Consider the following 12,048-nt stretch of genomic DNA (forward strand, 5'->3'; position numbering starts at 1 on the left):
TCCCGGGGAAGGTCAGGCTCGCGCGCCGTCGAATGCTGCCGCGACCACCAGGGCAGCTGCCATCGCGCCCGCAACCGCGGACGAGTCGATGGTCAGCTGCCAGAACATGGAACGATCATGCACGGGCGCAACGGTTGTGCGCCACCGAATTTCCCGATCGTCGACGAGGCGATCCCCCGGGGTCGTGCACGCCTCGCTACCCCCGCCTGATCCACCGCGCGAATACGTGATCGGGTGCGCGATCGTGGTCGAGTAGGTTCGGGCGCATGGCGAAGATTGCGTTTCTGGGTTTGGGCCGGATGGGGCAGGGGATGGCCGGGCGCATGGTTGCCGCGGGGCACGAGGTTCGGGTGTTCAACCGGTCCCGGGAGAAGGTGGCGGAACTGGTCGCTCAGGGGGCTACGGCGGCCGAGACACCACGACACGCCGCACGCGAGGCCGACGCGATCATCGCCATGGTCGCCGACGACACTGCTTCGCACGCGGTCTGGTTCGGAATCGACGGCGCGCTCGCGGGGGCGTCGGCGGGCGCGTTCGCTGTCGAATGTTCCACGCTGTCCCGGGCACATATGCTGGATCTGGCGAAAGCAGCTGCGGCACAAGGGCTGCGGTTCATCGACTCGCCGGTGACCGGTCTGCCGGACGCGGCCGCCGCGGGGGAGCTGACACTGTTCGTCGGCGCGGACGCCGCCGACCTCGACGACGCCCGCCCGCTGCTCGCCCCGCTCTGCGACCGGATCGTGCGCTTCGGTGAGGTCGGCGCGGGCACGACGTACAAGCTGATACAGAACCTGCTGGGTTCGGTCCAGATCGTGGCGACCGCCGAGGCATTGCGCACAGCCGAACTCGCGGGCCTGGACCTGCCGACCGTTATGGACACCCTCTCGCAGGGCAACGCCGCCAGCCCCACCGTGCTGCGCGTCGGCCGGCTCATCCTGGACGACGCCCACGATCGCGACATCACTTTCACTGCCGCACTGCGCCTGAAGGACACCCGCCTGGGCGTCGAACTCGCCGACACGCTCGGCACTCCCGCGGCCGTGGGGCCCGCCGCCCTGGACGTGTTCACCCGTCTGGTCGACGCGGGCCACGGCGAACTGGCCGAGACCAAAGTGATCGACCTGCTGCGGGATTCGCGGCCCGAGTGATCGACTGCCCGACATCCACACCCGGTCGCAGAAGTCGGCTTCGGTGAGCGGGACCGGGGAGATTCGTACCCCCAGCGGATCATCGGGCCTGGACTCGGCGAACACAGGGTACGGCGACCGAGTCGACCGCCGAAATCACTTATGTGGCAATCATGTAGCGAAGGTTGTTTTATCGGAATTGTCGGGTTGATTACCGTTATGCGAGACGCGGAACACATAATCCGCAAATATCAAGCTACACGATGGTAGTGGTCATACTATGTCGCTATGTCCACCTTCCGAGTGGCCGGGCGCGCCGATGTCTTCATCGGGAGCGCGTGGCAGGCGGCGTTCGCGATCGGTTGTGTTTCGGTATTTTTGGGGGCGGTGTTGATGGTCTGGCCCAACCGGTCGGTGCCGGTGTCGGAGTTGCTGTTCGGCTTGGTGGTGCTGTTGTCCGCCGCGTGGCAGCTGGTGCTGGCGGCGCGCGGGCGGATCCGCACCGGGCTCAAGATCCTCGAGTTCGTGACCGGCCTGACGGCGGTGATCCTGGCGATGGGGTGTGTGCGCAGCGGAGATTGGGTCTCGCTGGTCGCGCTCTGGGTGGGGCTCGGCTGGGTCGTCCACGGCATCGTGCAGGCCACCGTCGCGGTCTGGTCCGACGCGCTCCCGCGCCGCGCCGGCCAGGAACTGTCCGGCGTGCTGACCCTGCTTGCCGGACTCCTGGTGATCGTCTGGCCCATCGACACCCTCGACGCCCTGTCGATCCTGGTCGGTGTCTGCCTGATCCTGTTGGGCGTCAGTGAAATCCGGATCTCCTCCCGCATCGACCGCCCGCTGCGCCCCGCCGACACACGCGTCGGCGTCCACGGACTGCTGCGCTCCCAGTCCTGAACCCGACTATCGACCGGCACCGCCGAACCAGCGCGCCAGCGCCTGCCCGAGTCCGTCATCGCCGGCATCCGACGCCCAGGCGACGATGCCGTCCGGCGGCCATCCATCCATTAGATGGGCAGTCGCGCGGGGACGAGCTCGGTCGCGATCCTGGCGGCCGACGGCGTGGACGCGGAATGTCACTGGAGTGCATCGGCTGCGTCGCAAGACTATTCGGTTGCGATCGTCGTCAGTCGATGTGCATGACGAGACCGGCGACGACGGCGTCGGTGTGCGCGTGCAGCGCCATCGACAGTACCGGCACCCGCTGATTGTGCAGAAGTTGATGAAATCGTTTGCGGGGCCGCAACTGTGGCAGCAGCACGACGACGTTGTCGCCGGCGGCGCAGCGGTCGCGCACATGGTGGACGAGCGTCGTGACGACGCTGCGGTGGATACTGGGCAGCACGGTGAGCGAGACGCCCGGACGCCACCGATCCCACTGCGCGCACAGCTCGTCGGTGTCGTCCCGATCGACGCGCACGGTCACGGGGACGACCCGGTCGCCGAGTCGTTCCGCGGTGTTGATCGCACGGGTGGTCAGGTCGCTGACATTGGCGACCGGCACGATGACGACCGTGTCCGCGCGCCGCGAGGGCGCCGGCGCCTCGGGCGTGCGGCCGAGGCCGATCTGTTCGGCGACGGCCCGGTAGTACCGCTGGACGCGATGGAACAGCGCGATCAGGATCGGCACGATCAGCAGCAGCAGCCAGGCGCCCGCGGTGAACTTGCTGATCAGCAGTACGAGGGCGACCGTCCCGGTAAGCACAGCACCGAAGCCGTTGAGCGCGGTCTTGGCGCGCCACCGCGGGCCGCGTTCGCGCAACCAGTGCCGCGTCAACCCCGTCTGGCTGATGGTGAACCCGGTGAACACCCCTACCGCGAACAGAGGGAGCAGCCGATCGGTGTCCGCACCGACGATCACCAGCACGATCGCCGCCAGCACGCCCAGGGTGGCGATGCCGAAACGGAACACGGGCCGTTCGGCGCGCAGCGTGAACAGATGCGGCAGGTGGTCGTCGCGGGCCAGCAGGTTCAGCAGCACCGGTAGCCCGCCGAAGCTGGTGTTGGCCGCGACGCCCAGGACCACGGCCACGGCGAGATTCACCACGTAGTAAGGCCATCCGGTGCCGAACGCGCCCGCTGCCAGCTGCGCCAGCACTGTCACTCCTCCGCGCGGTGCGACATGGTGCAGCCGGATCAGCACGGCCAGGCCCAGTAGCATCGCACCGAGCAGCACACCGAGGGCCACTTCGGTGCGCTGGGCGCGGGCAACCGCGGGCGAACGGAATTCGGGCACCCCGTTGGCGATCGCCTCCACCCCGGTCAGTGAGGCGCATCCCGCGGCAAATGCCTTGACCAGCAGCACCACACCGACCGCGGTGGCCGCCGGGAAATGCTGGGCCGACCCCACCAACGCCACCGGATGCGAGTGAAACAGGCCGACGACGATCACCGCGAAGACCGACAGCAGGAAGATCGCGGTGGGCAGCAGCAGAACCTTGGCGGATTCGGCGATCCCGGCCAGGTTCAGGGCCGTGAGCGCCACGAGCGCGATCAGTGTCGTGACGAGCATGTTCCGCGAGATCAGCGGAAAGATGTTGCCCAGGCTCGCCGCGCCCGCGGCCAGGCTCACCGAGACGGTGAGCACGTAGTCCACGACCAGACTCGCGGCAGCGAGCAGGCTCGCTGGTCGGCCCAGATGCCGCCGGGCCACGGCGTACGCGCCGCCACCGTCCGGATGCACGGCGATCACCTGACGATAGGAGATCACCAGTACCAGCAACAGTGCCGCGATACCGCCCATGATCGGCAGGGCGAAGCTGGTAGCGGACGCTCCGGCGGCCGCCGCCAGCGCCAGCACGACGGCCTGCGGCCCATAGGCCACGCTGGACAACGCGTCCAGCGACAGTGCCGCCAGTCCGCCGATCGAGGTGAGCCGGAATTCGTCGTCTCGGTGGGCGTGCCGTTCGCGTCGATCGGGATGCCGCTTCTGAATCGTCACGAGAACAGCCGCGCCCGACGGACGGCCCGCTTGTGGTAACTCTGGATCACCTGTGCGCCCTCGGCTGTCTCTCCGTCGGAGTCCGCGCGGCGGTGGCCCGCGCACTCGCCCACCGCCTCGGCGACAAGGCTGCGGGCTTCACCAGTACCGCCCGCGAACAGGGTTCTCGCCGGACCGAGGCCGTTGTGTCCGGCTCGCTCGTCCGATGGGCACTCCGCACCATCGCTGCTCGCCCGACCGGCCCACTCACCGTGCCGCAGAGTGCCGCCGACCGGGCCATCGGTATGGCCGATCCGAACAGGCTGGAGACTTACCAGTGGGGCGCCGTTCAGGTCTGGTCGCTCACCTTCGGGGGAGGCAACCGTGGCCTCCGCGGTGACGCGCCGACCGTTCTCCGGCCGGGGCTCGCAGTGGGCGACTTTTTGGCCCGCCGCGAACAGGCCCTGGGCGTGGTCCCGGGATCGGCACGTACCAGGTAGCTCGTTGGGTCGGGGGTCCGCATGGTGGGTTCTCGGCATCGTGGTACCTCCGATGCATTCGGCTCCGAGCAGGCATCGTCACCGGCCTGTCGCGGCCGGTGATGTTGCCTTACGCCAGTTCGGTTATCTGGTCAGACGATGCCGGGCGGTCTCGCCGAGTTCGGCGCCGCGGTCCCTGGTGGTCTCGATCAGGCGGCCGCCGCGACGACGGGTGGTCTCGGCCAGTTCGGCGCCGCGGTCGCGGACGGTCTCGAGCGGGGCGGAGTCCTGCGCGAGGCCGCTCAACCGGGTGCCGATGTCGGCGGCGCGGTCCCTGGCGACCTCGGCCCAATGCGGACCCTGCTCGCGGGCGATATCCGTGATTCCGGCGGCGCGGTCCTTGGCGAGTTCGGCCCAGTGCGGACCTTGCTCGCGGGCGATATCGGTGATTCCGGCGGCGCGGTCGCGGACGGTGTCGACGAGCGGGGCGGAGTCCTGCGCCAGGCCGCCCAATCGGGTGCCGATGTCGGCGGCGCGGTCCCTGGCGACCTCGGCCCAGTGCGGACCCTGCTCGCGGGCGATATCGGTGAGATCCGCGGCCTCGTCGCGGGCGCGTTCGGCGAGCGAGCGGGCGGTGGCCGCGGCGCCCTGTATGTGGCGGGCGGCGGCGTCGCGGGTGGAGCTGTCGCCGGCGGCGAGGGGCAGGGTCGACGAGATCGTCTGTGCGGCATGGCGTGCGGCGCTCTTGCCGCGCCACCCGAGCGAGGGTTTGCCCTCCGTGTCGGCGGCGGCGATCAGCAGACCGCCGAGCAGTCCGGCGTCCTTCAGGAACGCGGACCTCTTGGCGGCCCGCAGGTCCGGGTCATCCTCCGCCCAGAAATCCTGTTCGACGACCGTGACCGGGACCGTCGTCGCGGCCAGGACGAGCGCCGCGAGACGCGGCATCTTCCCGAGCGCCAGCAGGATCCCGCCGCAGACCCGGGTGGCCGCGGTGATCCGCACCAGCTGGACCGGATCCGTGGACACCGCCGTCGCCGATCTCGTCGCGATTTCGCTCTTCGCGAGCGGTCCTGGATTCGCGAACACGGTGACCCCGTCCACGACGAAGACCGTCGCGAGCAGGGGGCGGGCAATTCTGCGTAACAGCATTATCGGCTCCCGTTGTTGAATTCGAATCGGTTCGGCGGTGCGGCACAGGCCGGGTGGGCTTCGCATCGGCCGCCTACGGGGCGCAATTCCCGGATCGGCGGCCGACAAACAGAAATCGCTGGCTATTCATCGGAATGCGCGAGCCGGGGAATCAGTCCACCGGCCAGCACATCCTGTACCTGACGTGGCGAGAGCCGATGTCGCACCGCGAAAGAATTCTGCTTCGTCAGATTGTGTACGTGCAGCAGCTCGCCGGAGGCCAGGGTGTCGCGGAGATCGTCGAGGCAGAGCATATCATCCTGGTCCACGGCGTCGTAGTCTGCGGCGTCGTCGAATTCCAGCGCCAGCACTCCGAAATTCGCCAGATTCTGCCAGTGTATGCGGGCGAATGATTTCGCTATCACGACGCGCAGGCCCAGGAAACGGGGTGCGATCGCGGCGTGTTCTCGCGAGGAGCCCTGGCCGTAGTTCTCACCGCCGACGATGATGTGGCCGGGTTCGGGAGTCTGCTGTGCGCGTTGCGGATAGGACTCGTCGATCTGGGTGAAGGTGAACATCGCCAGCTCGGGGATGTTCGAGCGGAACGGCAGCGCGCGGGCGCCGGCCGGCGAGATCTCGTCGGTGGAGATGTTGTCGCCCACCTTCAGCAACACCGGCGCGAGCAGTTGGACGGGCAGGGCGTCGGTCTCGGGCAGGGCGGAGATGTTGGGCCCCTTCACCGGCTGCACCTGCCGTGCCCGTTCCGGTTCCAACGGGGCGAGCAGTGTCGCGGTGTTGACCGAATAATGCTGTGGCAGAGTGATTTTCGGATAGTCCATGCCCTCGTCGCGGGCCCAGTCGCGCGGGTCGGTGATCTTACCGGTCAGCGCGGAGGCGGTCGCGGTCTCGGGTGAGCACAGCCAGACCGCGTCTTCCTTCGTGCCCGACCTGCCGGGGAAGTTGCGCGGCATCGTGCGCAGGGAGTTGCGGCCGACGGCCGGCGCCTGCCCCATGCCGATGCAACCCATGCATCCGGCCTGGTGAATGCGGGCGCCACCGGTTATCAGATCGGTGGTGGCTCCCATCAGTGTCAGGTCGGTGAGGATCTCCCGGGAGGTCGGGTTGACATCGAAGCTGACCTCCGGCGCGGTCTGGCGTCCGCTGACCATCGCCGCGACGATGGCGAAGTCGCGCAGCCCCGGATTGGCGCTGGAACCGATCACCGCCTGCGCGATCTCGGCGCCCGCCACCTCGCGGACGGGCACCACGTCGCCGGGCGAGCTGGGCCGGGCGATCAGCGGTTCGAGCTGCGAGAGGTCGATGGTGTCCTCGATGTCGTACTTCGCGTCCTGGTCGGCGCTCAACTCGGTCCAGTCGTCCTCGCGTCCCTCGGCCCGCAGGAACTCCCGCACGGCCTCGTCGCTGGGAAATACCGTCGTGGTCGCGCCCAGTTCGGCGCCCATATTGGCGATCACGTGGCGGTCCATCGCGGTCAATCCCGCGAGGCCCGGACCGTGATATTCGATGATCCGGCCGACCCCGCCGGCCACGCCGTGGCGGCGCAGCATCTCCAGGATCACGTCCTTGGCCGAACACCACTGCGGCAGTTCGCCTTCCAGTCGAATACCCCACACCTGCGGCATGCGCAGATGCAGCGGCCTGCCCGAAATCGCCAGTGCCACTTCGAGCCCGCCCACCCCGATCGCCAGCATGCCCAGCGATCCCGCGGCGGGCGTGTGGGAATCCGATCCCACCATCGTCTTTCCCGGAATCCCGAACCGCTGCATGTGAATCGGGTGTGACACACCGTTGCCCGGTTTGGAGAACCACAGGCCGAATCGCTGCGCGGCGGTGCGCAGATACTCGTGATCCTGGGCGTTCTTGTCGTCGGTCTGCAACAGGTTGTGGTCGACGTACTGGACGCTCACCTCGGTGCGCGCACGATCGAGGTCCAAGGCCTCGAGCTCCTGCATGACCAGGGTGCCGGTGGCGTCCTGAGTAAGCGTCTGATCGATGCCGATCGCGATCTCCGCACCCGGTGTCATCTCACCGGCCGTCAGATGGGTGTCGATCAGTTTGTGCGTCAGCGTCGAGGGCATGGGTTCGCTCGCGTCCTTCCTGCGATGGTCGGTAGCGTCCCGTACCGGATAGCCCGAAAAGGCAGTCCGAAACTCCCCACCCGCCCGGGTTTCTCCCGCGATCGTCGGGGTAGTCGCCGGTCGGATAATAGGGACGCGACCGTCTCCGAGGAGGCCGAGATGGAAAAGGCAAGCTCCGGAATTCCGAACGTACTGGTCATCACGTCGAATACCGGGGTCGAACGCGACGAATTGCTGACACCGCTGGCCCGGCTGCGCGAACGCGGCATCCGGGCGGTGCATGCCGCACCGGAAATGGCCCGGGTGCAGACATTCGTCCACGACACCGAGAAGGATGCCGTCGTCGACCCGGATATCGACCTCGGCTCGGTCGCCGCGGGCGATTACGACGCGATCGTCATTCCGGGCGGGACCGTGAATGCGGACAGAATTCGCCAGGATTCGACCGCCGTGGAATTGGTGCGCGCCTGCGCGGACGCGGGCAAGCCCGTCGCGGCCATCTGCCACGGGCCGTGGCTGCTGGTCGAGGCCGGGCTGGTCGAAGGGCAGGTCATGACGTCGTATCCGTCATTGCGCACCGATATCCGCAATGCCGGCGGCCACTGGGTGGACCAGCAGGTCGTGGAATCGTCCCAGGACGGCCGGACGCTGATCACCTCGCGCAATCCCGATGATCTCGAGGCGTTCTCGGCGGCCGTGGCCGGGGCCGCGGTCGGCACGTTGCGGGCACGGAAATGATCAGGTGGTGGCGTTCGGCCCCGTGGAGTTCGAGCCCGCTCATGCGCTCCTGGGACCGCTGGGACGGGGCGGTCCGGCTGCTGGCCGTGGTGCTGGTGCTGGCCGCCGTTCCACTCGCGATCTGGGTGGGGTCGGCAACTTCGGCGGCGGATCGGGCCGATACCAGGCGGCCCGTGACCGTGGACGCCACCGTGACCGGTGGGCCGGTCCTGGTGGCGTCCGCCAGTGGTGCGCAGCCGGCCGACTACTGGCAGGTGCCCGTGCGATGGAAGTTCGGCGGCCGATCCAGGGCCGGCCTCATCGACGCGGGGCCTGGCGCCCGGATGGGCGATCGGATCGCGTTGTCGGTCGGGGCCGACGGGCAGCCGACGGCCACGCCGCCGTCGGCCGCGGCCGACGGAATCGATCGCGGATTAATGGTTTTGAGTGGGATATCCGCCGTTGCGATGTTGCTCGTCGTCACGACGCACTGGTTGATGAACCGCCGCCGGAACGCCGACTGGGATCGCGCCTGGCGCAATCTGACCCGCACCCGGCAGGGCCGATGATGCTGCGGCACAGGGGGTGCGACGAGAACGACCGCGACGAGAAGGCCGGATGGGCGGACCCGTCCGGCCTTCGCACGTGTTCTTACGCTGATCCCGCCGAATCGAGCGCGGGCTCGTCGGGCAGGGCCTGTTCGCGCAGGCCGCGTAGCGTGCGCGAAAGAATACGCGACACCTGCATCTGGGAGATGTCCAGTACGCGCGCGATCTGCGTCTGTGTCTTGGACTCGAAGAAGCGCATGATCAGGACGCGGCGTTCGCGTGAGGGCAGCTCCGCGATGAGTGGCCGCACGGCCATCGCTTCCTCGGTCAGCTCGTAGCAGCGTTCGTCGACGCCGAGGTCGGCCCCGTGTGGCGCGTTCTCGTCCTCGTCGATGTCGTCGAGCGAGGTGGACCGGTAGGCGCTCGCGGCGACCGTCGCTTGGGCGATCTCGACGATGTCGGTGTCCAGGTCCTTCGCCAGTTCGCGGGCGTTGGGCATCCGGCCCAGACGGTGGGCCAATCGTTCGGTGGCGGGGCCGATCCGCATCTGCAGATCCTTGAGCCGTCGCGGCACCTGGGCGGCCCAGGTGTGGTCGCGGAAATGGCGGCGCACCTCGCCCATGATCGTCGGGATCGCGAAGGACAGGAACGACGATCCGCGGCCGACGTCGTACCGATCCACGGCGAGCACCAGGCCGAGCCGGGCGATCTGCTCGAGGTCGTCGTATCCCTCGCCCCGTCCGGTGAACCGGCGGGCGATGTGGTCGGCCAGCGGCAGGCACAGGCGGATGATCTCCGAGCGGGCCTGTTCGCGATGCGGGTCCTGCGGTTGGTAGCCGGCCATCTTGTCGAACCAGGGTTCGATGTTGTCGTAGCTGTTGGGGCCGTGCCGTGCGCGGTGGCCCGCGTCAACTATCGGTTCGTGTCCCATTCGAGACCTCTCGTTTGCACGTGAATCCGATAACTGTCGGGTACCCGTTCATGGATTCATCAAAAGAGCCCTGGTAGACCGTCGGTTGCGACATCAGCGGCGAGGCTGTCAGCGTGCGGAGCATATGCCAGCTCAAGGGGTGCGGGCTGAAACGGATTTCGCTGGCGGCCAACGAGCCGACCCGGACCGTGACCTCGCTGCGGTCCTGCTGGAGTTCGCAGTCGACCTCGGAATCGGGTATCGCGTCCAACACCGCGAGGGTCACGATCTCATCGATCGCGAGCCGACATCGCGAGTCGCTGACGTCGATGGGCCCGTCGGGGCTCACGATGATCGAGCCTATCGCCGGTACCACTGCCAAATCCACTGGGCGAGCCCGCAATTGGATGCGTATGGTTCTCGACTCGGGCAGGCTCATGTGATCATGGACGGATCGGGTGGCAGCGGCGGCGGTACTGGGCGAGGTTCGGGCTCCGGCCGCGACGGATAGGGGTCCGGCGCCGGGAATGGTTCCGGGATCGGGGGTGCGGGAGCCGGGTCGGGCTCGGGTATCGGTCGCGGAATGGGTTCGGGAATCGGAGGTGCGGTCATGAGCGGCGGCTACCCCGGTTCGGTGATCGCAATCTCGGGGCCCGGACTGTTTCGGCGCACAGGCCCCGGGTAGCGCACAAGTGTCAGTGATTCCGCCATTCCGGAGGTGAATATCGTGTCCGAGCACGACAAAGGCAGTGCCCAAGAGACGTTCGAGGGTATCGCCGAGGGCGTGAAAGGCAAGGTCAAAGAGGCCGCCGGCGCCATCGTCGACGACGACGCGCTGCGACAGGAGGGCAGGGCGCAACAGGACCGCGCCGCCGCACAGCGGGGGGCCGCGCACAAGCAGGCGCAGGCCGACATCGAACGCGGTAAGGCCGCCGCTGCCGAGAAGCGTGAGCAAGCCCACCAACATGACGACAACTGACCCCTACGTGCACTGACGCACGGCGGACTCGCGCGTGCGAAGACGCGCGTGGGTGGCGTGCGACGACACGCGAGAGCGGCCGCCTGGTGCGTACCGGGCGGCCACTCTCGGTTGACGGCCTTCGCCGCAGCTATACGCTCCCGGAGCTGTAAACGCGCGATCATCGGGCGGCCCGAAGTGCGTTGACGGTGGTGTACCGGTCGGGTGGGAACGAGCAGTTGTCCGCCCGCCGATTTCCGGCGTTTTGGGTCGGGGAACCTGGGTAAGCGCCCAGCAAAGCAAGTGCGGGCGAGCGCATGGCTCGCATCACGGCACAACGTTCAGTGCAGGAGAAGGGATGTCGGGCACGAGTGATTTGTTCCAGGCGACGGCCACGCGGGTCGGCGTCCGGGTTTCGGCGGAATTCGAGCAACTCACGATGTTGCGCGCGCTCACCGAGACGGCCCTGCTGATGGCCGAGATGCCCCTCGACGAGGTGACCGATATCCAGGTCGCGGTCGACGAGATCGCGACCGCTGTCATCGATTCGGCGGTGTTGGGCTCGGAGTTGAAGTGCGAGTTCGGATTCCACGTCGGATGGGTTTCGGTGTTCATCACCGCGGTCGCGGGCACCCGGTACCCGATCGATGAGCAAGGTTTGGGCTGGCATGTGGTCCGCACGATCACCGACTCGCTGTCCGCGGATGTGGGTTCGTTCGACGCTGTCGCGGGAGGCTATCCGGTCACCGTCGAATTCGACCGGACCGGTGGATATCTCGGCTTGTGAGGGCTGAGGTCACCGTCTCCTCCGCCGCCCAGACGGTGATGGTCCCGGGCGCGATCGTGATCGCGCATTTCTGACCGGGCGCGCAGAGATCGTGGTCGGCGGCGATGGCCGTAAGTTCTTGATCGCCGGGCAGTTTCAGGCGCAGTTCGCTGATCGCGCCCAGCCGGATGACGTCCAGCACGTGGGCCGTGGCGACACCATCGGCGGTCGTGGCGACCAGGACGTCGCGGGGATCGACCGACCAGGTGACCGATGTTCCCGGACGTGCGAGGGCGGGAGCGATCGGTACGACTGTTCCGGCGATGTCCAGGGTGCCGTCGGCGCGGACCGGTTCGGTGTGCACATTGCGGGCGCCCAGCAGGCGCGCGGCGGTGGGGG

General features: G+C 68.0%; 14 protein-coding genes. 7 read left to right on the plus strand and 7 right to left on the minus strand.

The annotated features are described in order from the left end of the window. Positions 1-266: 266 nt before the first annotated feature. Complete coding sequence (locus tag JZ791_RS30800) at positions 267-1,148, plus strand: NAD(P)-dependent oxidoreductase (RefSeq protein WP_216899128.1); 882 nt, start codon at positions 267-269, stop codon at positions 1,146-1,148. Positions 1,149-1,415: 267 nt separating this feature from the next. Beyond that, positions 1,416-2,021 carry an HdeD family acid-resistance protein gene (locus JZ791_RS30805; RefSeq protein WP_216899130.1) on the plus strand — a complete coding sequence of 202 codons (606 nt, stop codon included), beginning with the start codon at positions 1,416-1,418 and terminating at the stop codon, positions 2,019-2,021. A gap of 6 nt (positions 2,022-2,027) precedes the next feature. Here the strand turns inward: JZ791_RS30805 and JZ791_RS46875 are convergent, their stop codons facing one another. Beyond that, complete coding sequence (locus JZ791_RS46875; RefSeq protein WP_368858345.1) at positions 2,028-2,204, minus strand: aromatic-ring hydroxylase C-terminal domain-containing protein; 177 nt, start codon at positions 2,202-2,204, stop codon at positions 2,028-2,030. A 46-nt stretch (positions 2,205-2,250) separates the two neighbouring features. Beyond that, positions 2,251-4,065, minus strand: coding sequence for an APC family permease (locus JZ791_RS30810; RefSeq protein WP_308163170.1), 1,815 nt, complete (start codon positions 4,063-4,065; stop codon positions 2,251-2,253). A gap of 32 nt (positions 4,066-4,097) precedes the next feature. Here JZ791_RS30810 and JZ791_RS30815 point away from each other — a divergent pair, with 32 nt between their 5' ends. Continuing rightward, positions 4,098-4,544, plus strand: coding sequence for a hypothetical protein (locus tag JZ791_RS30815; RefSeq protein WP_216899158.1), 447 nt, complete (start codon positions 4,098-4,100; stop codon positions 4,542-4,544). A gap of 123 nt (positions 4,545-4,667) precedes the next feature. Here the strand turns inward: JZ791_RS30815 and JZ791_RS30820 are convergent, their stop codons facing one another. Beyond that, positions 4,668-5,672 carry a DoxX family protein gene (locus tag JZ791_RS30820; RefSeq protein WP_216899134.1) on the minus strand — a complete coding sequence of 335 codons (1,005 nt, stop codon included), beginning with the start codon at positions 5,670-5,672 and terminating at the stop codon, positions 4,668-4,670. 122 nt (positions 5,673-5,794) lie between these two features. Next, on the minus strand, positions 5,795-7,750 hold the full coding sequence (locus tag JZ791_RS30825) for an aconitate hydratase (RefSeq protein ID WP_216899135.1): 1,956 nt from the start codon (positions 7,748-7,750) through the stop codon (positions 5,795-5,797). Positions 7,751-7,909: 159 nt separating this feature from the next. Between JZ791_RS30825 and JZ791_RS30830 the strand changes: the two genes are divergently transcribed. Continuing rightward, complete coding sequence (locus JZ791_RS30830) at positions 7,910-8,488, plus strand: type 1 glutamine amidotransferase domain-containing protein (RefSeq protein ID WP_216899137.1); 579 nt, start codon at positions 7,910-7,912, stop codon at positions 8,486-8,488. Further along, positions 8,485-9,036, plus strand: coding sequence for an Rv1733c family protein (locus tag JZ791_RS30835; RefSeq protein WP_438804573.1), 552 nt, complete (start codon positions 8,485-8,487; stop codon positions 9,034-9,036). Before JZ791_RS30830 ends, JZ791_RS30835 begins: the two co-directional genes overlap by 4 nt. Before the next feature lie 82 nt (positions 9,037-9,118). Here the strand turns inward: JZ791_RS30835 and JZ791_RS30840 are convergent, their stop codons facing one another. After that, positions 9,119-9,946, minus strand: a complete 828-nt coding sequence (locus tag JZ791_RS30840) for a SigB/SigF/SigG family RNA polymerase sigma factor (protein WP_216899141.1) — start codon at positions 9,944-9,946, stop codon at positions 9,119-9,121. Continuing rightward, positions 9,924-10,274: an anti-sigma factor gene (locus JZ791_RS30845; protein ID WP_216899143.1), complete on the minus strand. Its 351-nt coding sequence runs from the start codon at positions 10,272-10,274 to the stop codon at positions 9,924-9,926. The genes JZ791_RS30840 and JZ791_RS30845 overlap by 23 nt, the downstream gene beginning before the upstream one ends. Before the next feature lie 378 nt (positions 10,275-10,652). Between JZ791_RS30845 and mbp1 the strand changes: the two genes are divergently transcribed. Beyond that, complete coding sequence (gene mbp1, locus JZ791_RS30850) at positions 10,653-10,904, plus strand: microaggregate-binding protein 1 (protein WP_216899144.1); 252 nt, start codon at positions 10,653-10,655, stop codon at positions 10,902-10,904. A 337-nt stretch (positions 10,905-11,241) separates the two neighbouring features. Continuing rightward, positions 11,242-11,670 (plus strand): anti-sigma factor, encoded by a 429-nt coding sequence (locus tag JZ791_RS30855; protein ID WP_216899145.1) that lies wholly within the window; start codon positions 11,242-11,244, stop codon positions 11,668-11,670. Here the strand turns inward: JZ791_RS30855 and JZ791_RS30860 are convergent. Then, on the minus strand, positions 11,627-12,048 hold a 422-nt coding region (locus JZ791_RS30860; protein ID WP_216899147.1), incomplete at its 5' end, for a TOBE domain-containing protein. The two genes, JZ791_RS30855 and JZ791_RS30860, sit on opposite strands and share 44 nt — an antisense overlap.

Origin of the sequence: Nocardia alni, from assembly GCF_019038435.1 — a bacterium.
GTDB lineage: Bacteria > Actinomycetota > Actinomycetes > Mycobacteriales > Mycobacteriaceae > Nocardia > Nocardia alni.

Bases quoted from the DNA above. Each gene is read 5' to 3' on its own strand.
- JZ791_RS30800 (WP_216899128.1), top strand. From the start codon at position 267: ATGGCGAAGATTGCGTTTCTGGGTTTGGGCCGGATGGGGCAGGGGATG.
- JZ791_RS30835 (WP_438804573.1), top strand. From the start codon at position 8,485: ATGATCAGGTGGTGGCGTTCGGCCCCGTGGAGTTCGAGCCCGCTCATG.
- JZ791_RS30830 (WP_216899137.1), top strand. From the start codon at position 7,910: ATGGAAAAGGCAAGCTCCGGAATTCCGAACGTACTGGTCATCACGTCG.
- JZ791_RS30805 (WP_216899130.1), top strand. From the start codon at position 1,416: ATGTCCACCTTCCGAGTGGCCGGGCGCGCCGATGTCTTCATCGGGAGC.
- JZ791_RS30820 (WP_216899134.1), bottom strand. From the start codon at position 5,672: ATGCTGTTACGCAGAATTGCCCGCCCCCTGCTCGCGACGGTCTTCGTC.
- JZ791_RS30840 (WP_216899141.1), bottom strand. From the start codon at position 9,946: ATGGGACACGAACCGATAGTTGACGCGGGCCACCGCGCACGGCACGGC.
- JZ791_RS30825 (WP_216899135.1), bottom strand. From the start codon at position 7,750: ATGCCCTCGACGCTGACGCACAAACTGATCGACACCCATCTGACGGCC.
- JZ791_RS30855 (WP_216899145.1), top strand. From the start codon at position 11,242: ATGTCGGGCACGAGTGATTTGTTCCAGGCGACGGCCACGCGGGTCGGC.